This window comes from Arthrobacter sp. Ms25 (genome assembly GCF_059090365.1).
Window position 1 is genome coordinate 78,607 of the sequence record NZ_JBNHFP010000005.1, and the last position, 22,410, is coordinate 101,016.

General features: G+C 67.3%; 23 protein-coding genes. 7 read left to right on the forward strand and 16 right to left on the reverse strand.

Annotated elements, in window-relative coordinates; genetic code table 11:
• Positions 1 to 51: 51 nt before the first annotated feature.
• On the reverse strand, positions 52 to 744 hold the full coding sequence (locus AC5RT8_RS14945) for an SDR family NAD(P)-dependent oxidoreductase (protein ID WP_494096506.1): 693 nt from the start codon (positions 742 to 744) through the stop codon (positions 52 to 54).
• A 101-nt stretch (positions 745 to 845) separates the two neighbouring features.
• On the opposite strand from AC5RT8_RS14945, the gene AC5RT8_RS14950 reads away from it, so the two are divergent.
• Complete coding sequence (locus tag AC5RT8_RS14950) at positions 846 to 1,715, forward strand: helix-turn-helix domain-containing protein (protein WP_494096507.1); 870 nt, start codon at positions 846 to 848, stop codon at positions 1,713 to 1,715.
• Between the two features lie 32 nt (positions 1,716 to 1,747).
• Here AC5RT8_RS14950 and AC5RT8_RS14955 read toward each other — a convergent pair whose 3' ends face one another.
• Together AC5RT8_RS14955 and AC5RT8_RS14960 are read right to left on the reverse strand one after the other, a co-directional pair.
• Positions 1,748 to 2,821, reverse strand: coding sequence for a DNA polymerase IV (locus AC5RT8_RS14955; RefSeq protein ID WP_494096508.1), 1,074 nt, complete (start codon positions 2,819 to 2,821; stop codon positions 1,748 to 1,750).
• Between the two features lie 57 nt (positions 2,822 to 2,878).
• Positions 2,879 to 3,751: an aldo/keto reductase family oxidoreductase gene (locus AC5RT8_RS14960; RefSeq protein WP_494096509.1), complete on the reverse strand. Its 873-nt coding sequence runs from the start codon at positions 3,749 to 3,751 to the stop codon at positions 2,879 to 2,881.
• 119 nt (positions 3,752 to 3,870) lie between these two features.
• Here AC5RT8_RS14960 and AC5RT8_RS14965 point away from each other — a divergent pair, with 119 nt between their 5' ends.
• Positions 3,871 to 4,293, forward strand: a complete 423-nt coding sequence (locus tag AC5RT8_RS14965; protein WP_494096510.1) for a winged helix-turn-helix transcriptional regulator — start codon at positions 3,871 to 3,873, stop codon at positions 4,291 to 4,293.
• A 7-nt stretch (positions 4,294 to 4,300) separates the two neighbouring features.
• Here AC5RT8_RS14965 and AC5RT8_RS14970 read toward each other — a convergent pair whose 3' ends face one another.
• Complete coding sequence (locus AC5RT8_RS14970) at positions 4,301 to 4,870, reverse strand: TetR/AcrR family transcriptional regulator (RefSeq protein ID WP_494096511.1); 570 nt, start codon at positions 4,868 to 4,870, stop codon at positions 4,301 to 4,303.
• A gap of 88 nt (positions 4,871 to 4,958) precedes the next feature.
• On the opposite strand from AC5RT8_RS14970, the gene AC5RT8_RS14975 reads away from it, so the two are divergent.
• Positions 4,959 to 5,828 carry an SDR family oxidoreductase gene (locus AC5RT8_RS14975; protein ID WP_494096512.1) on the forward strand — a complete coding sequence of 290 codons (870 nt, stop codon included), beginning with the start codon at positions 4,959 to 4,961 and terminating at the stop codon, positions 5,826 to 5,828.
• Between the two features lie 6 nt (positions 5,829 to 5,834).
• On the opposite strand, the gene AC5RT8_RS14980 is transcribed toward AC5RT8_RS14975, so the two are convergent.
• Complete coding sequence (locus AC5RT8_RS14980; RefSeq protein WP_494096513.1) at positions 5,835 to 7,343, reverse strand: sulfatase-like hydrolase/transferase; 1,509 nt, start codon at positions 7,341 to 7,343, stop codon at positions 5,835 to 5,837.
• Between the two features lie 188 nt (positions 7,344 to 7,531).
• Positions 7,532 to 8,560: an NADPH:quinone reductase gene (locus AC5RT8_RS14985; protein WP_494096514.1), complete on the reverse strand. Its 1,029-nt coding sequence runs from the start codon at positions 8,558 to 8,560 to the stop codon at positions 7,532 to 7,534.
• Between the two features lie 150 nt (positions 8,561 to 8,710).
• On the opposite strand from AC5RT8_RS14985, the gene galT reads away from it, so the two are divergent.
• Together galT and galK are read left to right on the forward strand one after the other, a co-directional pair.
• On the forward strand, positions 8,711 to 9,847 hold the full coding sequence (gene galT / locus AC5RT8_RS14990; protein ID WP_494096515.1) for a galactose-1-phosphate uridylyltransferase: 1,137 nt from the start codon (positions 8,711 to 8,713) through the stop codon (positions 9,845 to 9,847).
• Positions 9,844 to 10,992, forward strand: a complete 1,149-nt coding sequence (galK, locus tag AC5RT8_RS14995; protein WP_494096516.1) for a galactokinase — start codon at positions 9,844 to 9,846, stop codon at positions 10,990 to 10,992. Before galT ends, galK begins: the two co-directional genes overlap by 4 nt.
• Positions 10,993 to 11,064: 72 nt before the next feature.
• Here the strand turns inward: galK and AC5RT8_RS15000 are convergent, their stop codons facing one another.
• The 10 genes from AC5RT8_RS15000 to AC5RT8_RS15045 all read right to left on the reverse strand — a co-directional run bounded on the left by AC5RT8_RS15000 (position 11,065) and on the right by AC5RT8_RS15045 (position 20,701).
• Positions 11,065 to 11,190, reverse strand: coding sequence for a hypothetical protein (locus tag AC5RT8_RS15000; protein ID WP_494096517.1), 126 nt, complete (start codon positions 11,188 to 11,190; stop codon positions 11,065 to 11,067).
• A gap of 100 nt (positions 11,191 to 11,290) precedes the next feature.
• Complete coding sequence (locus tag AC5RT8_RS15005) at positions 11,291 to 11,566, reverse strand: twin-arginine translocase TatA/TatE family subunit (RefSeq protein WP_494096518.1); 276 nt, start codon at positions 11,564 to 11,566, stop codon at positions 11,291 to 11,293.
• Positions 11,563 to 12,543, reverse strand: a complete 981-nt coding sequence (locus AC5RT8_RS15010; protein WP_494096519.1) for an alpha/beta hydrolase — start codon at positions 12,541 to 12,543, stop codon at positions 11,563 to 11,565. The genes AC5RT8_RS15005 and AC5RT8_RS15010 overlap by 4 nt, the downstream gene beginning before the upstream one ends.
• Complete coding sequence (locus AC5RT8_RS15015; protein WP_494096520.1) at positions 12,540 to 13,214, reverse strand: N-acetylmannosamine-6-phosphate 2-epimerase; 675 nt, start codon at positions 13,212 to 13,214, stop codon at positions 12,540 to 12,542. Before AC5RT8_RS15015 ends, AC5RT8_RS15010 begins: the two co-directional genes overlap by 4 nt.
• Positions 13,207 to 14,172, reverse strand: a complete 966-nt coding sequence (locus tag AC5RT8_RS15020) for an ROK family protein (RefSeq protein ID WP_494096521.1) — start codon at positions 14,170 to 14,172, stop codon at positions 13,207 to 13,209. The genes AC5RT8_RS15015 and AC5RT8_RS15020 overlap by 8 nt, the downstream gene beginning before the upstream one ends.
• Positions 14,173 to 14,177: 5 nt before the next feature.
• Positions 14,178 to 15,110: a dihydrodipicolinate synthase family protein gene (locus AC5RT8_RS15025; protein ID WP_494096522.1), complete on the reverse strand. Its 933-nt coding sequence runs from the start codon at positions 15,108 to 15,110 to the stop codon at positions 14,178 to 14,180.
• A gap of 21 nt (positions 15,111 to 15,131) precedes the next feature.
• On the reverse strand, positions 15,132 to 15,947 hold the full coding sequence (locus AC5RT8_RS15030) for an ATP-binding cassette domain-containing protein (RefSeq protein ID WP_494096523.1): 816 nt from the start codon (positions 15,945 to 15,947) through the stop codon (positions 15,132 to 15,134).
• Positions 15,944 to 18,061: a dipeptide/oligopeptide/nickel ABC transporter permease/ATP-binding protein gene (locus tag AC5RT8_RS15035; protein ID WP_494096524.1), complete on the reverse strand. Its 2,118-nt coding sequence runs from the start codon at positions 18,059 to 18,061 to the stop codon at positions 15,944 to 15,946. The genes AC5RT8_RS15030 and AC5RT8_RS15035 overlap by 4 nt, the downstream gene beginning before the upstream one ends.
• Before the next feature lie 3 nt (positions 18,062 to 18,064).
• A complete protein-coding gene (locus AC5RT8_RS15040; RefSeq protein ID WP_494096709.1) occupies positions 18,065 to 19,018 on the reverse strand; it encodes an ABC transporter permease in 954 nt (317 codons plus the stop codon).
• Between the two features lie 72 nt (positions 19,019 to 19,090).
• Positions 19,091 to 20,701: an ABC transporter substrate-binding protein gene (locus AC5RT8_RS15045; RefSeq protein ID WP_494096525.1), complete on the reverse strand. Its 1,611-nt coding sequence runs from the start codon at positions 20,699 to 20,701 to the stop codon at positions 19,091 to 19,093.
• A gap of 195 nt (positions 20,702 to 20,896) precedes the next feature.
• On the opposite strand from AC5RT8_RS15045, the gene AC5RT8_RS15050 reads away from it, so the two are divergent.
• Complete coding sequence (locus AC5RT8_RS15050; RefSeq protein ID WP_494096526.1) at positions 20,897 to 21,634, forward strand: FadR/GntR family transcriptional regulator; 738 nt, start codon at positions 20,897 to 20,899, stop codon at positions 21,632 to 21,634.
• Positions 21,631 to 22,386, forward strand: a complete 756-nt coding sequence (locus AC5RT8_RS15055) for a glucosamine-6-phosphate deaminase (RefSeq protein WP_494096527.1) — start codon at positions 21,631 to 21,633, stop codon at positions 22,384 to 22,386. Before AC5RT8_RS15050 ends, AC5RT8_RS15055 begins: the two co-directional genes overlap by 4 nt.
• Positions 22,387 to 22,410 lie beyond the last annotated feature (24 nt).

Below are 22,410 nucleotides of genomic sequence, written 5' to 3' on the forward strand. Positions count from 1 at the left end.
CCGGCCTGGTGGGAACGTGGCCGGGCAGCTGGTCTTGAGGAGCAGGTAGTACTAGAAGGGGGCAGTGCCGGACCGGTCGATGAAGGTGCCGGTGGGGCCGGTACCGCCGCGGGTGGCCAGTTCGACGACGGCATCCGTTCCCTCACGGACGGTCTGGGTTCCCTGCCGGCCATTGAAATCGGTTGCTGTGTAGCCCGGGTCAGCGGTGTTAATGCGGAGCTCCGGGAACGCCTTGGCGTACTGCACCGTGAGCATGGTGACCGCGGACTTGGAGGACGTGTACAGCGGCATCACCACGGTGGATTCGATTCGCTCCGGATTGTGCACAGAGTCAAAGGAACCCAATCCGCTGGTGACGTTCACAACCGTTCCTTCGGCGGACTCGCGCAGGAGCGGCAGGAAAGCGTGCATCATGCGGACAATGCCCACCACATTGGTGCCGTACACCGCCTCTGCATCCGCTGCCGTGAGGTCCTCTGCGGGAGCCCCGGGTCCGGGAATGCCGGCGTTGTTGATCAGGACGTCCAGGCCTCCTGCGGCTGCCACCGTTTTGGCAGCGGCTTCAACGGAGGAATCGTCGGTCACATCAAGGTGGACGAAGGTGCCGCCGAGTGCTTCAGCCGCTTCACGGCCGCGGATTTCATCGCGTGCCCCCATCCATACGGTGTGTCCGGCCTCAAGGAGGCGGCGTGCTGTTTCATAACCCAGGCCCTTGTTGGCTCCGGTAATCAGTGTTGTTGTCATGGCCCCAGCCTTTCCCTGCGGCAGGACGGTGTCGTGGCCCGCATCAGCGTATGGATTGGCAGTGCCACCCAGAACCCGGCGGCTGCTGGCACACTTCTTTCATGTTGGATTCAGACTTGGGTGCCCTTCTTCGTTCCTGGCGAGACCGGCTGCGGCCGGCAGACGTCGGCCTGCCAGTCGTAGGGTTCCGGCGCGCTCCGGGCCTGAAGCGGGAGGAACTGGCCCAGCTGGCCGGCGTGAGCGTTGACTACCTGGTGCGCCTTGAACAGGGCCGGGCCCGCCGGCCCTCCGCCCAGGTGGCGGCGGCGCTGGCCCGTGCGCTACAGCTGAGCGAAGCGGAACGAACCCATCTTTTCGTCATTTCCGGGCTCCTGCCGCCCGGTCCCGGCTTGGTCCCCACACACATCCCGCCTGGTGTGCAGCGGCTGGTCGCGCGGCTGGGAGAGGTGCCGGTGGCTGTGTTCACCGCATCCTGGGATTTGCTCACGTGGAGCCCGCTGTGGACCGCACTCCTCGGGGAACCCAGCCCGACGGGCAACGGACGCCCCAACGTCCTGCAGTCGCTCTTTGTGGCGGGTGAACCCCTGGGCAGCAATGAAGTCCGTTTCGTGGCCCCGCCGGGTGGCCAGGAAAGCTTTGAAGCGTCTTTGGTATCCGACCTACGACGGGTCTACGGCAGGTATCCGCAGGATCCTGGCGTAAGGGAACTGGTGGCAGAACTGACCGCGTCCAGTACACGGTTCCGCGAGTTGTGGGACAGCGGAGCCGTGAGCGAGCACCAGTCCGAGATGAAAGTGGTGGTCAACCCTGCGGTGGGCGAAGTGGAAGTCGACTGTGACATCTTCAGTGTGGCCGGAACGGATCTGCGCGTAGTCGCCTACACCGCCGCCGCGGGTTCCGAGGCAGCATGCAAGCTCGATTTCCTGCGCGTTTCGGCTGTCACGGCTACTGCGCTTCAACTGGACGGCTGAGCGGAGGCGGCCGACGCCAGCCCACGGCCCCCTCACCACCCGCCGCGCGTGGGCGTATGTCCCTTCCGCGCGTCGTCGGGCATCGCCATTTCGGCGCGCAGTCCGAGCAGCCGGATCGGACGGCCCGGCTCGATGGCCCCGGCGAGGTCCAGGGCACGGGCCAGGACGTCGTCCTTCTCGAACGTCTCCGGGATCTTCCGCGCGTGCGTCTTGGTGGTGAACGGCGCGTATCGGACCTTAAGGGTCAGCCCGATGACCGGCCGTCCTTCCGCCGCCACATCCTTCAGGACCTGCGCGGCCAGCTCACGCACGGCGTCGTCCACCTGGGCGGGCTCGGTGAGGTCCTGCTGGAAGGTGGTCTCGCGGCTGTGCCCGCGGGCGACCCACGGGGTGTCATCCACGGTGCTGCTGCCGTCCCCGCGTCCCAGCTCGGCATACCAGGGGCCCATCTTCGGCCCGAACTCCGGGACCAGCTCCTGCGGATCGACCGCGGCGAGCTCGGCGACAGTATTAATGCCCAGCTTCGCCAGCCTCCCTGAGATCTTGCTGCCCACACCCCACAGCTCCTTGGTGGGCCGGCCGCCCATCACGTCCAGCCAGTTCGCGGCGGTGAGGTGGAAGACGCCGGCGGGCTTGCCGAAATCCGTGGCGTTCTTGGCGCGGATCAGGGTGTCGCCGATGCCGACGCTGCAGTGCAGCTGCGTGCGCTCCAGGACGTCGGCCTGCAGCTGCCTGGCATAGGCGTCCGGGTCTTCCGTCTCCACGCCCACGAAGGCTTCGTCCCAGCCCAGGACCTGTACGACGGCGCCGGGCTGGGCGCGCAGCGTGGCCATCACCGCGTCCGAGGCCTCAAGGTAGGCCTCGGCATCGACAGGGAGGATGACGGCGTCGGGCACTTTCCGGGCCGCGATCCGCAGCGGCATACCCGATCCGACCCCGAACGCGCGGGCCTCGTAGGAAGCGGTGGACACCACGGCCCGTTCGGTCGGGTCGCCGCGGCCGCCGACAATCACCGGTTTGCCGGCCAGCTCCGGCCGCCGAAGCACCTCGACGGCGGCGATGAACTGGTCGAGGTCGACATGCAGCACCCAGGGGATCGCGTTCACGCGACCAGTGTGCCCTACGGAGCGCTGCGGCGCACCGGTTCCCCGGCGTAACCCGGGCTACCCGTCGATGGCGTCCAGCTCGGCAACGTCCTCAGCGGAAAGCACCAGCGCGGCACCGGCCGCATTCTCCCGCAGATGCGCCACGGAGGAGGTGCCGGGGATGAGCAGGATGTTAGGGGAACGCTGCAGCAGCCACGCCAGGGCCACGGACATGGGCGTTGCTCCCAGCCGTGCCGCCACTGCGGAGAGCGCCTCCGACTGCAGCGGGCTGAAACCGCCCAGCGGGAAGAACGGCACATAGGCAATGCCGTCAGCTGCGAGGGAATCGATCAGGCTGTCGTCCCGGCGGAACGCCAGGTTGTACATGTTCTGCACCGAGACGATGGGGACAATACTGCGGGCTTCGGCCACCTGTTCGGGCAGCACGTTGCTTAACCCGAGGTGCCGGATCATTCCCTGCCGTTGGAGTTCGGCGAGTGTCTCCAGCGCTTCGGCCAGCGATTCAGCCGCCGGGCCTCCGGCGTCACCCATACGGAGGTTCACCAGGTCCAGCACCTCCAGGCCGAGTGTTTCCAGATTCTCCTCGACCGCCCGGCGCAGCTGATCGGGTTTCCGTGCCGAAGGCCATCCACCCTGGTCGTCGCGGACGGCCCCCACCTTGGTCACCAGATGCAGGGTCTCCGGGTAAGGGTGAAGCGCCTCGCGGATGAGAGCGTTGGTGGCGTGCGGACCGTAGGCCTCGGCGGTGTCGATGTGGGTGATACCGAGCGTGACGGCCTCGCGCAGGACGGCCAGGGCGCCGTCGTGATCCGCCGGCGGTCCCATCACCCCGGGCCCGGCCAGCTGCATGGCCCCATAGCCCAAGCGGGACACCTCAAGGTCGCCCAGGGTCCAGGTGCCGCCGGGAAGGGAAGTGGTAAATGTGCTCATGTTCTGCCCTTCAGGGGTGGTGTTTCGTGCTCGGTGCAGTCCATTCTGGAGTGGCAGCTTCCGGGCAGGAAGTAGGCACCTGGAAGTGCCTAAGTAACTCTGAGAGACAAGGGCAGGCGATGGCCACGACGACGGCGGCAGAGAAGCGCGCGCAGGACAAGGCGAAGTACAACGCCTTTTTGGATGGCTGTCCCAGCCGGCAGCTATTGGAGAGGATCTCGGATAAATGGGTCACTCTGGTCCTGGCAGCCCTGGGCAGCGGGCCGGACTGCGACGGCGATCCCCGACCGCTGCGGTTCTCCGAACTGTCCCGCGTGCTGGCCGGCGTAAGCCAGAAGATGCTGACCCAAACGCTTCGCTCGCTGGAGCGGGACGGGATGGTCACGCGCACGGTCACCCCCACGGTGCCCGTCACGGTCACGTACGAGTTGACCGATCTGGGGGTGTCCCTGCATCGGCTGACACGCGGCATCAAGGGCTGGGCGGAACAGCACATGGATGAGGTCTTCGCCGGACGCGCCGCTTACGACTCCCGCGGCTGAGCGCAGGTTACCGGCCGACGGTTAATGCCTCGACCGCCAGGACGAGTTGTTCGCGGAAGCCTTGCGGAGGGGTTGTTGCGTCGGGTCCGGCAAGGGCACGGAGTGACCAGGAGGCATTGCTCCAGCTGGTGACCAGGGAAATGACCATGGACAAAAGCACCACGGGGTCGTGGCGGGCGGCGATCTGGCCCCGGTCCTGGGCCTCGCGGAGCGCCGAGACCTTGCTGCGGTAGGACTGCACCTCAATATCCAGTGGTACCGGACGCTCCAGTACCGCCCAGGAGGTCAGCCGGGCGACATCGGGGTTCCGCTGGAGCATGTCGAACAGGCTGCCCGCGTACTGGGGGAGTGAGGCGGCGTCAAAGGGGACAGCGTCGGCGAGTTCGAGCAGGGCCTGGCCCACGACCAGATCGAACAGCTCTTCCTTTGCGCCGAAGTGCACGTAGATGGAGCGTTTGTTGGCCTTGGCCTCGTCGGCTATGCGGTCCACCCGGGCGCCGGCGAGGCCGTTGAGGGCGAACTCGGCGCGGGCCGCGGCCAGGATGCGCCGCTTGGTGGGCGCGGGATCAGGAGGCATGCCGCCATCGTATGTAACCAGATGGTTGCTTACCAATCCCGGGTCTGGCACTCTATGGTAACCATCCGGTTACTTTCAGGAGGAAGACATGTCACGAACGTGGTTCATCACGGGCACTTCATCCGGCTTCGGCCGCCAGTTGGCCGAGCAGCTTCTCGAGCGGGGCGACCAGGTGGCCGCTACCGCCCGGCGCGTAGAATCCCTGGACGACCTGGCGTCCCGGCACGGCCCGCGGCTGTGGCGTGCACCGCTCGATGTCACGGAGACAGCAACGCTGCGGACAGTGGTCAAGCGGGCGTTCGACGAACTGGGCCGGATCGACGTCGTCGTCTCCAATGCCGGATATGGACTCTTCGGTGCGGCAGAGGAGGCGACGGATGCGCAGATCGACCGTCAGCTGGCCACGAACCTCACCGCCTCAATCCACCTCGGCCGTGCGGTCATCCCGTATCTGCGCCGGCAGGGCGGCGGCCGCATCATGCAGATCTCCAGTATCGGCGGGCAGATCGCTTTCCCAGCCATGAGCCTCTATCACGCCACCAAGTGGGGCATTGAGGGATTCTGGGAATCGGCAGCTGCGGAGATCGCGCCGTTCGGCATCGGCGTCACCCTGGTGGAGCCGGGGGTTTCCCGCACCGGATTCGGCGGGCCGAGCGCCGATATGGGCGAGCCAATGCGTGAGTACGACGCCGGTGCGCCCGGACAGCTGCGGCGCATGATTGCCGGTGACCTTCCCCCGCTGCCCGCTCCGGGAGACCCGGCAAAGATCGCCGCGGCGATTATTGCTTCAGCCGACGGTGCTGCTGCACCGATGCGGCTCACCCTCGGTTCGGATGCCTACACTCTGGCGACCTCGGCACTGCGGGAGCGTCTTACGCAGTTGGAAGCCGGGAAAGACCTGGCCCACTCGACCGATGCCGACGACGTCGTCGCCGCGCGGAGCGGGAAACCCGCCTGACTCCGCTTACCGGCCGGCCCACGCCTCCGCGTAGAACTGCGGGGAGAGCGATTCAAGCAGCTCGGTATAGGTTTCGGGGTCCATGTCCTGCGCCGATCCGGCCGGGATCTCCGAGGTGAAGGCAGACACTCCCAGCCCGGCCTCATGGTCCTTGAGGTCCAGGCCCGCGGCTTCGAGGATGGTCGGGTACATGTTCAGCTGGTCCACGCCGGGGCGCAGCGAGCCGTTCTGGCCGGGCACCCAGACCCGGTTGAAGATGGTCCGGTTGGCGTGGTGGTCCAGCTGCTCGTGGAACGCATCCCCGGCACTCATGTGCTTCAGATGGTCGCCCATGATCACCACGGAGGTGTCCTCGAGGTACCCCTGCTGCTCCAGGTAGTCCACGAAGCCGGCCACCTCGGTCATGGAGCAGGCGAACACGGAGGTGACGTTGTTCTCGGTGTCCACGTCGCAGTAGTCGTAGACATGCACCGGCTCGTGGGTGTCCAACGTCAGCAGGGAGAGGTTGAACGGCTGCCCGGTCTCCTCCGCCTCGGCGTGCAGCCGGTCGACTTCGTCCCTGGCGTGGGCCAGGAGGCGTTCATCGCTCAGGCCCCAGTCGGTGCGGAAGTTCTTCTCCGGCTCGCCGGCCTCGCGCCAGTCGTTGAGGTCCTTGACCTCGGAATAGCCGTGGGTGCCCAGGAACGTGTCCTTCGCGGCGAAGGCGGCGTTGGCACCGCCCATGAAAACGTTGGTGTACCCCTGTTCCGCCAGGACGTCGCCGAGGCAGGTCACCCCCGCAAGGTACGTGTCGCCGTCGTCGTCGAGATTGCTGGCGTCCTTGCTCTCCTCGGCGGAACCCACGCCCTTCAGCGGAACACCGCACTGCGTGGAGACGATTCCGGCCATGGTCCAGCCTCCACCCTCGTACTGCTGGAAGTCCTCCACGCTCTGCCAGCCCGTCCGGGTGGCATTCTTGAGCGGAACGAACGCATCCTTTTCGAAGAGCTGGTCATCTGCGAGGGTGGCCTCGCCGGACTCGAGGTAAATCAGCACCAGGTTGCGCTTCTCCCCGTCACCGGTGACGGTGGGTTCCACGTAGTAGTCACCGATGTTGTACGGGGAGTTCGCGGCCTTGATGTAGTCGGCCATGCCTACTGTGCTGGCGAACGCCGTGGTGCCGCCAATGACCAATGCGCCCACGAGGACGGCGGAGACGGTGCGCCTGACCCACGGGGAACGGCCGGACTGCGGTTCTTCGCCGTTGCGGCGCTTGCGGCGGCGGAAGTATTGCCACAGGGCGATTCCGCCCGTGATGAGCAGGGGCAGGACGCCGATGCCGAGGATGCCGAGCCAGACAATGCCGCCGCCGCCGCCGTCGGTTTCCACCGAGACGAGGTTCAGGAGCATCTGCCCCACCGAGATTTCGCCCCAGAAGAACCGGATGCCGGCCGCGGCGATGAGCAGCGCGAGCCCCAACCAGATCAGGACGTAGACCACGACACGCCCTATGACGACGCCGACCCGTCGGGTCACGTCAGGAATCCGGCCAGACATGGCAATACCTCGCGTTCCAGATGCCCGCCGTTTCGCCGAGCACTCTTGACATCCAACCCGAATCCGGGGCAGGAGAAGACTAGTACCGACATGCTACCTGTTCAACCTTGGTGTATCCGGGAGGGAGGGCCGCAGCGGGGCGGACCCTCCCTCGGTGCCGGTCTCAGCTAGGCGGCGCCGGTCTCGTCGGCTACACGGATGAGGACCTTGCCGGTGGCGCCGTTCTCCACCGCGTCATGCGCGGCAGCGGTCTCCTCGAGGGGGAACCAGGTGAGCGGAAGGCCGGCCGATTCGCCGACGGGCAGGACGCCGTCGTGCAGTGCGGCGGTGATGTCCTCGGCTGCGGCGTGCTGCGCCTCGGTGCCCACCGTGTAGATGAGCACCCCCTGCCAGCGGACGTTCTTGGCGAAGCTGGCGACAATCGGCGCCGTAAACTCCTCGCCGTTGTTGTTCGCGTAGTAGGCGATGCTGCCGTGGTTGGCAATGACATCCACATCCAGGGCGGCGTTCTGGGCGGGGGACACCTCGACAATGTGGTCCACGCCGTCGGGGGCAATCTCGCGGATGCGGTCAGCCTCGGCATCGTCCGGGTAGCGGACAACGTGGTGCGCTCCGGCGGCGGCGGCAAGTTCGGCTTTCGCATCGCTGCTGACCGTGGCGATCACCGTGGCGCCGGCCCAGACCGCGAGCTGGATCGCGGCGTGGCCCACGGCTCCGGCCCCGCCCTGGACGAGGACCGTACGTCCGGCGAGGGCACCGGCGGCGAGCCGGGCCGGGCCGTTCTCATGGACGGTCAGGGCGCGGTGCGCCGTCATTGCGGGGACGCCGAGGCTGGCGGCAGCGTCGAAACCGATGCCTTCGGGAAGCTTCACGGCCCGGTCGGCGGGGAGGACGGTGAATTCGGCGGCAGTTCCGGTCGGGCGGCCGTGGGCGGCGAGGTAGATCCATACCCGGTCGCCTACTTGAAGGTCGGTCACCCCTTCGCCCAGGGCGTCAACCACTCCGGCGCCGTCCTGGTTGGGCACCACTTCGGGGAAGGCGAGGCTGTTGCCGGCGCGGGCCTTCCAATCGGTGGGGTTCACGCCGGAGGCGATGACGCGCACCCGCACTTCGCCCGGTCCGGGATCGGCGGCGTCGCGGTCAACGAGGGAAAGGACAGAGGAGTCTCCTGTGGCGGAGTACACGATTGCTTTCATGAGCGGTAAAAGAAGCACGGTCCGGCTTCTATTCCCCGGGAGGCAAAGCTGAGGCGCGCCGGCCCTTTCCCTCCGTGGTAGGTTTTGTTCGTTTCAGTGCGGACCTGTTCGCCTGTCCTGTCTCCGCTGCGACCGTCTGGAAGAGCGCCCATGACCTTCATAACTCCCACCAGGCTGTCCGACGGACGCGAGCTGATCTACTTCGACGCGGAAGAGGCCAGTGCCGCACGGCACGCGGCAGCCAGCCGCGACACCCGGGGGCTTCCAGCGCGGGGACCTGCGGGTAGCGCACGTTATGACGCCCTTTCCGGCGAGTGGATCGCCGTCGCCGCGCACCGGCAGTCCCGCACCCACCTGCCGTCGGCGGACCTGTGCCCGCTGTGCCCGGCGACGCCGGAACACGCATCGGAAATCCCTGCCCCGGATTACGAGGTTGCGGTGTTTGAAAACCGGTTCCCCTCGTTCGGACCGGACCTCGGTGAGCTTCCCGGTGATCCGGAATGGGGGACGACGGCGCCGGCGTACGGCCGCTGCGAAGTTGTTGCCTTCGACCCGGCTCACGAGGGTTCCTTCGGTTCCCTCACCCCGGAGCGCGCCCGCACGGTGATCGATGCCTGGGCCCAGCGCACCGAAGCGCTGTCCGCGATGCCCGGGATCAAGCAGGTCTTCTGCTTCGAGAACCGCGGCGCTGACATCGGCGTCACCCTCCTGCACCCGCACGGCCAGATTTATGCCTATCCGTTCCTGCCGCCCCGCGCGGCCACCCTCGCAGCGAGGGCGGCGGAGTTCCATGCCGACTCGGGAGGGACCCAGACCCTGGTCGGCCAGGCGCTCGCCTCCGAACGCGCCAGCGGAGACCGCATGGTGATCGAGGGAAAGCATTTCAGTGCCTTCGTGCCCTTTGCCGCGCGGTGGCCGCTGGAAGTCCATGTGGTTCCCCACCGCCGGGTCGCGGACCTGGCCGGACTCACCGGCGCGGAACGTGATGACCTCACCACGGTCTACCTTGATCTGCTCCGCCGCGTTGATGCCCTGTACCCCACGCCCACGCCGTACATCGCCGCCTGGCAGCAGGCCCCGGTTGATCCGGCACTGCGTCCCGCAGGGCACCTGCACCTCCAGCTGACCTCACCGCGCCGGGCAGCGGACAAACTCAAATTCCTCGCCGGGTCCGAGGCGGCCATGGGCGCCTTCATCAACGACACGGCCCCCGAGGCCGTTGCCGAATCCCTCCGCAACGCAGGCGGTCCCGGTCCCGGAGCAGCCGCCCGAAAGGACCGGATATGACCCCAGCCCAGCTCGCAGCGGCCTTTGCCGATCGATTCGGGGCGGAGCCGGACGGCCTGTGGTCCGCGCCCGGCCGGGTCAACGTCATCGGCGAACACACGGACTACAACGACGGCTTTGTCCTGCCGTTCGCCATCCGGGAATCCACAACCGTCGCCGCGGCCGTCCGCAGCGACCGGATGGTCCGGGTTTCGTCCACCTTTGCACCCGACGACGAGCCCGTGGCCGCCGACCTTGACCGCCTTACCGAAGGAAGCGTCACCGGCTGGGCCGCGTATCCGCTGGGGGTTCTCTGGGCGATGGAACAGTCAGGTTACCGCTGTCCCGGCCTGGACCTGCTGATTGATTCCACCGTTCCGGTGGGAGCGGGGCTGTCGTCCTCCGCTGCACTGGAATGCGCCGTGGCGGTAGCCGTCAATGACCTCGCGCAGGCGGAGGTTTCCCGCCGGGAGCTGGCGGTAATCGGACAGCTCGCCGAGAACCGGATGGTGGGGGCGCCCACCGGCATCATGGACCAGTCCGCCGCACTCCTGGGCGAGCGCGGCCATGCCGTTTTCCTCGACTGCCGCTCCGGGGATTCGCGGCTCGTTCCCCTGGACCTGGAGGGGGCAGGCCTGGAACTCATGGTCATCGACACGCGTGTCAGCCACTCCCACGCCACCGGCGGCTACGCCGCACGCCGGCGTTCCTGTGAACGCGGCGCCGCACAGATGGGTGTTCCTGCCCTCCGGGATCTTTCTGCCGGGGACCTCGCCCGGGCCGCCGATGTGCTGGAGGAGGAGACGTTCCGGCGGGTGCGCCACGTGGTGACCGAAAACGCGAGGGTGGAAACCGCCGTTGAGGTGCTTACCGGCGGCGGACCAGCCGGACTGGGTCCGCTGCTCACTGCCAGCCACGCGTCCATGCGGGACGACTTTGAGATCTCCTGCGCGGAGCTCGACACCGCAGTGGACGCATCCCTCGCTGCCGGAGCGCTGGGTGCCCGCATGACGGGCGGCGGCTTCGGAGGTTCAGCCATCGCGCTGGTGCAGGTGGACGATGTGCCCGCTATCCGGTCCGCGGTGGAGCAGGCCTTCTCCTCGGCGGGTTTCCGCGCGCCGGGCATTTTCAGCGTCCTTCCCGGAGCCGGGGCGGGCCGGGCCTGAGGCGATCCCGGTCCCCTTACGCAGCAGGGCCGGACCGCCGCAGCGACGGTCCGGCCCTGTGTCTGCCGGGTGCTACTTATTGTCGTCCTTGTTGCCGTCGACGACGTCCTTTGCCTTGTCTTTGGCCTGGTCAACCTTCTCCGGGTTGTCCTTGGCCGCGTCCTTCGCTTTGTCTGCCATGCCGCCTAGATCTGCCATTGGATGACGCCTTTCCTCTGCGGTCCGGGATCCGTGTGCCCGGTGGGGTAGTCCCATCCTGCACCACCGCGGCGGCGGTGCACCCGTAGGCAGGTGTTTTTTATTGGGGTCCGGAGGGGAAGCCGCCCTTCGGCGTCGGCATGGAAGGAGGTACCGGTACCGGTGCCGGATGCGGAGCCGGGGTATGCGGAACCGTGCCGCCGGCCATCGGGTCCGTTTCAGGTGATGGGTTCTCGTCCTTCAGCTGCCGGACTTCGGACTTGAAAATCCGCAGGGATTGACCGACGCTGCGTGCCAGTCCGGGCAGCTTCGGGGCACCGAAGAGGATGATCGCCAAAACGACGACCATGATGATTTGCCAGCCTTCAAGCCTCATAACGGGGAACCTTCCATTGGGGAATTCGCGGGGGAGGAGTTTTCGGGGAAATCGGAGGCGCCTGCGCCGTGAAGCGCCCGGACCAGGGCGCGGTCCCGGTCCCGCAGGCACTGGGCGCCAACGAAGGAGTCCGGACAGTTCAGTTCGAACCCGTGGTAGGCGCCGGGATAGACGTGCAGCTCCGTGGGCACGCCCGCCTGCAGCAAGCGGGCAGCAAAAGTAATGTCTTCGTCCCGGAACAGATCCAGTTCGCCCACCTGGATGAGCGTGGGCGGCAGGCCGCCAAGATCCGCGGCGAGTGCAGGCGCCGCCCCTGCGCCGGATGGAGCGCCGCCCAGATAGCACGTCCAGGCGAATCTGCTGTGTGCGGCGTTCCATGTGGGTATGCCGGTGAATTCGCGGGCTGACGCGGACGTGTGCGAGGAGTCCAGCATCGGGTACATCAGGTACTGGAAGGCGATGGCCGGGCCGCCGGCGTCCCGGAGCCGCAGGGCGAGCGCGGCAGCCAGCCCGCCGCCGGCGCTGGAGCCCGCCACAGCCACCCGCCCGGGATCCACCGACAAGACAGCGGCGGAGGCAAACAGCCACCGCAGTCCCGCCTCCACATCATCGAGGGGCGCCGGGAACGGATGTTCGGGAGCGAGCCGGTACTCCACGGCAACCACCACCGCACGGCTGCGCACGCACAGCTCCGCGCAGTAGGAGGTGTCGCCGTCGACGGTCCCGGCAATCATGCCCCCGCCGTGGATCCAGTAGATTGCCGGATGCGGTCCGGAACCGGCAGGGCTGAACACCCGCAGGCGGATCCCCTCCGTGAAGTAATCCCGGAAAGACACCCCGTCCGTGACCGGCGCAGGCGCAGCAGTCCCCGCCCGGAACGCCGCCAGCTCCGCCATGGTAGTGGGCGGCGGATGGGCTTCCGAATACTCCAGTCCCGGCAGCAGCTCCGGATCGACGCGGTCGCGGAACCCGGTCATGACTCGAGGGCAGCGGCGAACCAGCTGGTGATCGTGGCCGGATGGGTGATGGCGGTGCCGACGACGACGGCGAACGCCCCCGCGGCCAGCGCGGCCCGGCCCTGGTCGGGGGTGTGGATGCGGCCTTCGGCGATCACCGGAACATCCAGCTGCAGAGCCGCCAGCTCCTGAAGCAGTTCCAGGTCGGGTCCGGACGTTTTTGCCCGTTCCTCCGTGTACCCGGCGAGCGTGGTTCCGATGATGTCCGCTCCGGCTTCGGCGGCAGCAACGGCGTCGGCCGCGGATCCGCAGTCGGCCATCACCAGCGCCGGCGTCTGCTGATGGACGGCGGCAATGGTGCTGGCCAGGGAGAGGCCGTCCGGCCGTTCCCGCCGGGTACCGTCCAGGGCCACAATGTGTGCCCCCGCGCCGGCGCAGGCCAGGGCGTGGTGCAGGGTGGGAGTGATGAAGACGCCGTCGTGACCGTCCTTCCACAACCCGATCACCGGCACCTCCACTGCGGAGCGCACCGCTTGGATGTCACCGATGCCCTGGACGCGCACTCCGGCTGCGCCGCCGATCACTGCGGACTGCGCCACCTGCGCCGTGGTGCGCGGATCCCGCATCGGCTCGCCGGGGTAGGCCTGGCAGGAGACGATGAGGGAGGAACGGAGGCTCTCGAGATTAAACATGCTGCCCTTCGGAGACGGGATTCAGTGTCAGTGCCCGGCGGGCGGCACCGCGGATGGCGGCCGTCTCACCGAGCTGTGCGGGTACCACGGGCAGCTCGGCCAGCGGACGCAGGAGCTCGCGCCGGGCCGCCTGCTCCATGGCGTCCCACCACAGCTCTCCGGCAAAGGCCAGTCCGCCGCCGACGACGACGACGTGCGGGTCCAGGATGTTTGCCAGCCCGCCGATGGCGCACCCGGCAGCCGTTGCTCCGCGGTGTAGAGCCTTGGCGGCAATCGGGTGGCCTTCGACAGCCAGCCGGTACACCGCCCGGGTGTCTTCGGCCTGCCCGCCGCCGAGACGGGAGTAAAGCGAAAAGATGCCCGGTCCGGACGCGACGGCTTCCACGTGTCCGGCGCCGCCGCAGCTGCACGGCAGGCCGTCCTCAAATGTGCCCGTTTCGTACGCGAACGGGGACGCGAAGTGGCCCACGTGGCCGGCGGTATAGCTGGCACCTTCGAGGCATTCGCCGTTCAGGACGTAGCTGCCGCCGATGCCGGTGCCCACACCGACGAACAGGACGCTGGGCACCCCGGCGCCGGCGCCGAGCCAGCTTTCGCCCAGCGCATGGGCATGCACGTCGTTGATGGCTGTGGCGGGCAGGCCGGTCCGGCGGGTGAGCTCGGCGGTCAGTTCGGTGCCGCCCCAGCCGCGGATCGCGTCCGTGGCCGAGACGACGACGCCGCGGCGGGAATCGATCACGCCGGCGGAGCCGATGCCGAGCGCGTCAACGGCAACGCCGGCGGCCAGGGCGTCCGCGCGGAGCGAGGCAACCAGGCCCGCGGCAGCGGCCAGGACGGCATCGGGCCCCGCCTGGGCCGGAGTGGGGACGGTGGAGGCGAAGACAATCCGCCCCTCGCCGTCGACCACTCCGCCTGCGGTTTTAGTGCCGCCCAGGTCGAGTCCAATCACATGGCGCACGGGTATCAGAGCAGCCCGGTGGACTCGAGGATGCTGCGGATGGCCGCGGTTTCGGCTTCGTTGAGCTGCACCATGGGAGCGGACATCACATTGGTGTCGATGACCCCGAGCAGCATCAGCGCCGTCTTGAAGGCGCCGAGGCCGCCCGCGCCCGGTGAAACGCGGCCGGGGGTGGGGGTGTACACAATGTTAAAGAGGGAGGCCAGTCGGTCCTGGATCCGGGCGGCTTCGGCGTGGTCACCGTTCCGGGCCGCGTTGTACAGGGTCGCGTACCCTGCCGGGTCCACGTTGCCGAGACCGGGGACCACGCCGTGGGCGCCGCCCAGCAGTGCGCCGTCCACCACTACCTCGTGGCCGGTGAAGACCGCGAAGTCCGGCAGGTCCCGGGTGGCCAGCAGCAGCTGCCGGAACCCGACGTCGTCGCCCGAGGAATCCTTCACGCCGGCGAGGACGCCGTCACGGGCGAGCCGTACCAGCAGGTGCAGCGGCAGCTTGAAGTGGGTCCGGACCGGAACGTCGTAGGCAAACAGGGGAACATCGAACGCCGCGTGCAGGGCCCGGAAGTGGATCTCCGTCTCCACGGCATCCGAAATGGCGTAGAACTGCGAGGTGGCGACAATGGCGTCCGCGCCGAGGCCGATGAGCCGGCGTCCCTCCTCGATGACGCGGGGAGTGGTCTGCTCGGAGGCGCCGGCCAGGATCGGCACCTCGCCGGCATTGACGCCGGCAATGGTCCGCACCACCAGGTCGCGTTCGTCATTGGTCAGGTAGGGCACTTCGGCCGAGGAACCCAGGACGAAGAGTCCGGAGACGCCGCCGTCGAGCAGGTATTTGGTCAGCTTTTCCAGCGACGCCGTGTCAACGGCGCCGTCGGCGGTGCGCGGCGTGACCACCGGGGGAATGACGCCGTGGAAGCGGGGCTGTGTTGCGTGTGACAAGTAGTTCTCCAGTGCTTGGTTCTAGATGTGCAAAAGGCTGGGCGCTGCTCCGAGCAGGCTCTTGGTGTAGTCATTGGCCGGGCGGTCAAAGACATCCCGGGCGGGACCTTCTTCGACAATCCGGCCGAAATACATGACGCAGATGCGGTCGGAGACGTAGCGGACGGTCTGGATGTCATGGGAGATGAAGACCATGCCGAGGTTTAGTTCCCGTTTCAGGTCCGAGAGCAGGTTCAGCACCTGGGCGCGGACCGAAACGTCCAGGGCCGACGTCGGCTCGTCGGCCACGATGACCGACGGGTCCAGGCACAGTGCCCGGGCAATGGCGACGCGCTGGCGCTGGCCGCCCGAGACCTGGTGCGGGGTGACCTCAGCGGCGGACTGCGGCAGGCCCACCAGGGACAGCAGATCCTTCACCTTGGCGTCCCGGCTCTGCTGGGTGCCAATCCCGTGGACCTGCAGGGGATCGGTCAGGATGTCGTGGATGGTCATCCGGGGATTCAGGGCGGTGGCCGGATCCTGGAACACCACGCCGACGTCGCGGCCGAAGGTCTTCTTGGCGGAGGAGGCCTTGGTGCTGACCTTCTTTCCATGGAACAGGACCTCACCGGCCGTCGGTTCCTGCAGTCCCACCAGCACGGAGGCCAGGGTGGACTTGCCGCAGCCGGATTCGCCCACAATGCCCACGGTTTCTCCGCGGCGGACGGTGAAGTCCACGCCGTCGACCGCCTTGACGATGTTCGGGCGGAACAGGGATCCGGAACGGGCCCGGTGGTAGACCTTGATGTCCTTCAGCTCCAGGACCGGTGCGGTGCTGCTTTCTGCGTTGCTGCTCATGCCTGCTGCCTTGCTGTTGTGCCGGTTTCGACCAGCGGCGACGGGGTTTCGTGGCTGGCCCAGTAATGGCTGGTGTCGCCGATGCGGACAAATTCCAGGACCTGCTCCGGATCCGCGTCCGGCCGCAGCGAGCGTTCGGCGAAGCGGTCACCGGCGGCGAAGTCCTTGGGGGAGGGGACGGTGCCCTGGATCTGGTGCAGGCGTTCGGCGCCGGCCTCGATGGACAGCACCGCCCCCAACAGTCCGCGGGTGTATTCGTGGCGAGGATCCCGCAGCAGGTCCGGAACGTCACCGGATTCCACTACCTGCCCGGCGTACATTACGGTGACCCGGTGGGCCAGCGACGCCACCAGGGCGAGGTCGTGGCTGACGAACACCATGGCGAAGCCGAGCTGCTCGCGCAGTTCGTTGAGCAGGTCCACCACCTGCTTCTGCACGGTTACGTCCAGTGCCGTGGTCGGCTCATCCGCGACCACGATCTTCGGCGAGCGGGACAGGGCCATGGCAATCAGCACGCGCTGCCGCTGTCCGCCGGAAAGCTCATGCGGGTAGCTCTTGAGCGTGCGGTCGGGATCCAGCTTCACCATTTCCAGCAGTTCTCGCGGAGTCTTGCGCCCGCCGCGGGAGGTGAGCTGGGCCAGCTGGTCCTTGATGAGCATGGACGGGTTCAGGGAGCTCAGCGCGTCCTGGTAGACCATGGCGATTTGTTCGCCGCGCAGCCCCTTGTACAGCTGGGTGCGCTCCCTCGGATCATTGGTCAGCAGTTCCTTGCCGCGGAACCGGATGGAGCCGGTGAGCCGTGCCGTGGGCGGAAGGAGGCCCATGATGGCCAGCGAGGTGATGGACTTTCCGCAGCCGGATTCGCCCACCAGGCCCATGGTTTCGCCCTCGCGGACGGTGAAGCTGACCCGGTCCACAATGGCGGTGTCCCCGTAGCGTTCCGGGAAGCGGATGGACAGGTCCCGCACTTCCAGGACCACCGGGGCGTCGTCGGCCACGGCCGGGAGCCGGTCCGCCCGCCGGGACTCGACGGCGGTGAGCAGTTCCAGTTCCCTGGCCAGTGCCGCCAGGGAACCGGGGGCGTTGATGTCCGCGCCGGTGGCCGGGACGGTCTCCTCGGCGGACTGCCGCCCGCCGTCGGCCTGCGTCAGCGAGGTGCCGGCGGAATCCAGTGCGGACGGCTGTGCTGCGGTGGCCACTGCCTCGACGGCGGCCGGGGCCGTCTTCTTCCGGCCCTTCCGCATGCCCGGGTTGACCATGGCGTCGGTCAGCCCTTCGGCCAGGATGTTCAGCGCCAGGACGGTGAGCAGGATGGTGATGCCGCCGAACGTTGTCGGCCACCAGGCGCCGCTGAAGACCACGTTGCGCCCGTCCGCCATGACGTTGCCCCAGGACGCGGCGGGCTGCTGCACGCCGGCGCCGAGGAAGGACAGCGAGGCTTCCAGGATGATGGCGTCGGCCACCATCACGGTGGCGAACACCAGGATGGGTGCCGCACAGTTGCGGGCAATGTGGCGCAGAAGGATGTAGGTGCGGCCGGCGCCGATGACCCGTTCGGCCCGGACATAGTCCTCGCCGTACTGGGAGAGCACGTTGGCGCGGACCACGCGGGCCAGCTGCGGGGTGTAGACAATGGCGATGGCCAGGATGATCACCGGGACGGTGGACCCGAAGAGGTTCAGGGAGTGGTCCCGGAGGGCAAAGAGCAGTGCGGCGGCCAGGGCGATGCCGGGGAAGGCCATCATGATGTCCAGGATCCGCATCACCGTTTCGCTGACGGCCTTGCGGGAGGTCGCGGCAACGGCGCCGAGGATGGAGCCGAGGATAAGGGCCACGGCCACGGCACCGAGGCCGATCGCGATGGAAACGCGGGCACCGTAGAGCATGCGGGAGAACACGTCGTAGCTGGAGCCGTCGGTGCCGAAGAGGTGCTCGCCGTCGGGGGACTGAACGGGGACGCTGGACTCGTTCTCGCCGTAGGGGGCGAGGAGCGGGCCGAAGATCGCCACGAGGACTATGAACCCGAGGAAGCCGAGGGCGAGCTTGGAGCTGAGGTTCAGGGCGGTGAAGCGGGCGCCGCCGCTGCTGAGCCGTGCGGCCAGTGAATTGCGCATGGGTTACACCGTCCGGATTCGGGGGTTGATGAGCAGGTAGAGCAGGTCGACCACGATGTTGACCAGGACAAAGGCGACGGCGATGGTGAGCACCGCGCCCTGCACGAGGTTGGTGTCCGACGTCGTCAGGCCCACCACAATCAGGTCTCCCATGCCGTTGAGGCTGAAGATTTTTTCGATGACGACGGCGCCGCCGAGCAGGTAGCCCACCCGCAGCCCGAGCACGGTGACCGGGGTGACCAGTGCGTTGCGCAGCACGTTCCGGGCCACGACGGTGCGGTAGGGCACGCCGTTGCCGATGGCCGTGCGGACGTAGTCCCGGTCCAGCTCCTCCACCATGGAGGTGCGCACCACGCGGATCAGCGAGGCGGAGACGGGGATGCCGAGGGCCAGGGCGGGCAGGGCCATGGAGTAGAGCCAGCCGACAAAGCCGTACTGGTCAGCCCAGGCGAGGCCGCCGGTGGGGAAGATGGAGCCTTCGGGCAGGGCGAACCACTGGATGAGCAGGATGGCCAGCCAGAAGGAGGGGGTGGCAATCGCGGCGATGGAGAAGATACGGATGGCCTGGTCCGGCCAGCGGTCCCGGTAGAGCGCACCGAGGATGCCCAGGGTCAGGGCCAGGACAACGGCCAGCAGGATGCCCAGGAAGGTCAGCTGCAGGGTGACCGGGAAAGCCGTGGCGATTTTGCTGGCCACCGACTCCTCCGGCGGGTTGGTGACGCCGAAATCGAGGCGGAGCACGCCGCCCAGGTACCGGAAGAACTGGATCACCAGCGGAGCGTTGAGGCCGCGTTCCTCCCGCCAGGCTTCCTTGGCTTCCTCGCTGGCGTTTTCACCCAGGACGGCCGTGGCACGGTCCGCCGGGACCACGGACAGCACCACAAACACCATCACGGTGACGCCCAGGAGCATGATCGGCAGGACAGCAAGCCGGCGCCCTAACAGGCGGATAAACATTGTCACGCAATAACTCCAATGCAGGGGGTGCGGCGGGACGCCTGGGTAGGCGCCCCGCCGTCGGTGGTCTCGCTACTTGCGTCCTACGCCTACGAAGGAGACACCGGTGGTGGGCAGCGGCGAGAAGCCGTCGAGTGCGTTGCTGTCCCAGGCGGTGGGCAGCTTGCGGTGGAACAGCGGATACAGCGGCGCTTCCTCGGAAACGATGTTGATGACCTCGGCGTGGATGCCCTTGGCCTTCTCCGGCTCCACCTTGACGGCCTGGTCCAGCTTGTCCTGCACGGCGGCGAACTCAGGCGTGGTGTTCCAGCCGGCACGGGCCTCCATCCAGGTGGCGCCGCGGTAGAACCAGCTGAGCAGGATGTCGCCGTCGTTGCCGAAGACCGAGGGGTCGCCGGGAGCGCAGAGCACATCGAAGTTCTTGCCGCCCACCTTTTCCGGCGCGTAGACCGCGGCGGACTGGAGGATTTCCAGGGTGGTGGTGACCCCGACGGCGTCCCAGTACTCCTTGATCAGGGGAACCACGCGGGTCACCCAACCGGTGTCCGTGGAGGTCAGGGTGATGGTGATGTTCTCCATCCCCGCTTCCTTCAGCAGGGACTTCGCCTTGGCGGCGTCGTAGGCAAACACGGTGGATGCCTTGCTGTAGGAGGGGTGTCCCTCCTGGAAGTAGGAGGAGGCGGCCGTGGCGTTGCCCAGCAGGGCCTTGCTGATGACGGCGTCCGTATCGATGGCGTAGTGCAGTGCCTGGCGGACCCGCTTGTCCGGGAACTTGGCGCAGTTGAACATCAGGAACAGCAGGCCGAAGGACTGCACCGACTCGACGTCGACCTTGCTCGCCAGCTGGTCCACGTCCAGATAGGGAACGTCTTCGATGGCCTGGGTCCGGGAGGGTACTGCGGCCACACGGGCAGCCGGATCGGCCAGCAGCAGCCAGGTCATGTCCGCCACCCGGGCCGGGTACTTGCCGTTGTAGTCCTCGAACTTCTTGAAGACGATGCGGTCTTCCTTGACCGCGGACACCAGGCTGTAAGGGCCGGAACCGATGGGCTTGAGGTCGAAGCCCGCGGCATCGGCCTTGACCGCGGCTTCGGGGACCACCTTGATGACCGAGATGCGGTCGCTGAAGCCCGGGAACGGGTACTTGAGCTTGAACTGGACGGTGGAGTCGTCCTTGGCGGTCACCGTGTCGATGAAGGGGATGAACCCGGCGAAAAGTGACTTGTTGGCCGGGTCGAGGACGCGCTGGAAGGAGAACACGACGTCGGCGGTGGTCACCGGTTCGCCGTTGTGGAACTTCGCGCCGCTGCGCAGCTTCACCTCGTACGTGGTGTCGTCCACCATCTTCGGTTCCTCCGCGGCGAGGGCGAGGTACCGCTCCCGGGTCGCGGGATGCAGCTCGGTCAGCCCTTCGAAGATGTGCAGGTTGGCGGCCTGCGGTGTGGCACCCGTGGACAGCATCGGGTCAAACCCGGTGGAGAGCTGGTAGGAAATTCCGGCCTCGATGGAACCGGTGCCTTCGGCGGCGGCCGTACCGGCGCCGGTAGCCGGGCCGCCGCCCGGGCTGCAGGCGGAAATCGAGCCGGCGAAAGCAGCGGCGGCTCCCATCACCCCGGCCAGCTTGAGGAAGTTGCGGCGGCTTGATTCCTTCAGGACCCCGCTTGTTTCAAAAGTGTTGCTCATCGTTGCGCGTCACCCATCCATGTCACTTATCGGACGTAGGATGTCCGATGGTCGTTCCGAAACTGTAAGGTTCATCACATCGCAACGTCAAGCGAGTTCCTCGAAAGTCTTCACCAAACGTAGGACATCCTATAACCTAGGCTCGACCTTAGCTTTTACTGTCTTTCACGAAGTCCACTTCCCCAGGAGATCTGAATGAGTCCGACCGATGGCTCGCTTCCGCCGGCGCGGTTCAGCGCCCAGAACCGTTCCCGCGCTCTCCAGGCGGACATCATGGAACTGATCCTCGACCGCGACCTCAAGGCGGGCGATGCCCTTCCCACCGAGGCCGAACTCACCCAGGCACTGGGGATCGGCCGGAATACGCTGCGTGAAGCGCTCAAGGTGCTGCAGGCCCTGGGCGTGGTGGAAATCCGCCACGGTTTCGGCATGTTTGTTGCCCCGGCGAATTTCGATGCCCTGGCCGACGGGCTGACCTTCCGTGGGCGGCTGTCGCTGCGCCATGAAGGTAACGAAGCACTGCAGCTTGTGGATGTCCGCCAGGCGCTGGAGGCGGGCCTGATCGGTGAGGCCATGGACCTGTCGACACCGGAACACCTGGCCGAGATCGAAACCACGGTGCAGCGCATGGAGGATCTGGCGAACAGCGGTGAAGGGTTCACCGAGGTGGACCAGAAGTTCCACTTCCAACTGTTCGAACCGCTGGGCAACGAGCTGCTCCTGAACCTGATGTCCGTGTTCTGGAAGGTCTACCGCAAGATTCACCTGGAACTCGGCGAGGACCCGCAGGTCAGCCTGGTGGAAACGGCAGCCGTCCACCGCGGAATCCTGGAGGCGGTCAAGGCCGGCGAGAAGGACCTGGCCGCCGAACGCCTCCGGCGGCACTTCGACGGTATCCGGACCCAGCTGACCAAATTGCGGGATGCCGCATGACCGCCCGGTCCCTGAAGCCCGTCCCGGCCGTGGACATCCGGCGCCTCGACCCCTCCGGCATCGGACCGGCGGGTGCCGGCGCGGTCCTGGAAACACTGGACCTTCGCTCCGCCCCCGTGATCGGCGTTGCGACCGGTTCGTCTCCGTCACCGGTCTACGCCGCGCTGGCGGGCAGCGGCCGGGATTTCAGCAGGGTGACGTGGTTTGCGCTGGACGAATATGTGGGGCTGCCGCCCGGCCATCCGCAGAGCTATGCCGAGGTGCTGCACAGGGAAATCGTCGGTCCGCTGGGTCTGGATCCCCGCCGCGTCCACGTTCCGGACCCGCACGGAAAAAACCTGCAGGACGCCGGATCCCGGTACGAGCAGGCCATAGCCGATGCAGGCGGTATCGACCTGCAGATTCTGGGAATCGGCCGCAACGGCCATCTGGCCTTCAACGAGCCCGGAGCCGCACTGGACTCACGCACGCGGGTGGAAACCCTCACCGAAGATACCCGCCGAGCCAACCGGCGCTTCTTCGACTCCCTCGAGGAAGTGCCGACACACTGCCTCACCCAGGGGCTCGGAACCATCCTTCAGGCCCGGCACCTGCTGCTCATCGCCCGGGGGCGGGACAAGGCCGAGGCACTGGCGCGTGCCCTGACCGGGCCAGTGACGCCGGACTGCCCGGCGTCGGTGCTGCAGCTGCACGGCAACGTCACCGTCCTTGCCGACGACGGCGCTGCCTCGCTTCTGGATCAGCGCAACTGACTACCCTTTCCTGCAGCCGCAACC

Coding starts and splice junctions, on each gene's coding strand:
- AC5RT8_RS14970 (WP_494096511.1), bottom strand. CDS start 4,870: ATGCCTCCTGATCCCGCGCCCACCAAGCGGCGCATCCTGGCCGCGGCC.
- AC5RT8_RS15030 (WP_494096523.1), bottom strand. CDS start 15,947: ATGAGCAGCAACGCAGAAAGCAGCACCGCACCGGTCCTGGAGCTGAAG.
- AC5RT8_RS14975 (WP_494096512.1), top strand. CDS start 4,959: ATGTCACGAACGTGGTTCATCACGGGCACTTCATCCGGCTTCGGCCGC.
- AC5RT8_RS14960 (WP_494096509.1), bottom strand. CDS start 3,751: ATGAGCACATTTACCACTTCCCTTCCCGGCGGCACCTGGACCCTGGGC.
- AC5RT8_RS15000 (WP_494096517.1), bottom strand. CDS start 11,190: ATGGCAGATCTAGGCGGCATGGCAGACAAAGCGAAGGACGCGGCCAAG.
- AC5RT8_RS14985 (WP_494096514.1), bottom strand. CDS start 8,560: ATGAAAGCAATCGTGTACTCCGCCACAGGAGACTCCTCTGTCCTTTCC.
- AC5RT8_RS15005 (WP_494096518.1), bottom strand. CDS start 11,566: ATGAGGCTTGAAGGCTGGCAAATCATCATGGTCGTCGTTTTGGCGATC.
- AC5RT8_RS15010 (WP_494096519.1), bottom strand. CDS start 12,543: ATGACCGGGTTCCGCGACCGCGTCGATCCGGAGCTGCTGCCGGGACTG.
- AC5RT8_RS15015 (WP_494096520.1), bottom strand. CDS start 13,214: ATGTTTAATCTCGAGAGCCTCCGTTCCTCCCTCATCGTCTCCTGCCAG.
- galK (WP_494096516.1), top strand. CDS start 9,844: ATGACCCCAGCCCAGCTCGCAGCGGCCTTTGCCGATCGATTCGGGGCG.
- AC5RT8_RS14950 (WP_494096507.1), top strand. CDS start 846: ATGTTGGATTCAGACTTGGGTGCCCTTCTTCGTTCCTGGCGAGACCGG.
- AC5RT8_RS15035 (WP_494096524.1), bottom strand. CDS start 18,061: ATGCGCAATTCACTGGCCGCACGGCTCAGCAGCGGCGGCGCCCGCTTC.
- AC5RT8_RS14965 (WP_494096510.1), top strand. CDS start 3,871: ATGGCCACGACGACGGCGGCAGAGAAGCGCGCGCAGGACAAGGCGAAG.
- galT (WP_494096515.1), top strand. CDS start 8,711: ATGACCTTCATAACTCCCACCAGGCTGTCCGACGGACGCGAGCTGATC.
- AC5RT8_RS14945 (WP_494096506.1), bottom strand. CDS start 744: ATGACAACAACACTGATTACCGGAGCCAACAAGGGCCTGGGTTATGAA.
- AC5RT8_RS15040 (WP_494096709.1), bottom strand. CDS start 19,018: ATGTTTATCCGCCTGTTAGGGCGCCGGCTTGCTGTCCTGCCGATCATG.
- AC5RT8_RS15050 (WP_494096526.1), top strand. CDS start 20,897: ATGAGTCCGACCGATGGCTCGCTTCCGCCGGCGCGGTTCAGCGCCCAG.
- AC5RT8_RS15045 (WP_494096525.1), bottom strand. CDS start 20,701: ATGAGCAACACTTTTGAAACAAGCGGGGTCCTGAAGGAATCAAGCCGC.
- AC5RT8_RS15055 (WP_494096527.1), top strand. CDS start 21,631: ATGACCGCCCGGTCCCTGAAGCCCGTCCCGGCCGTGGACATCCGGCGC.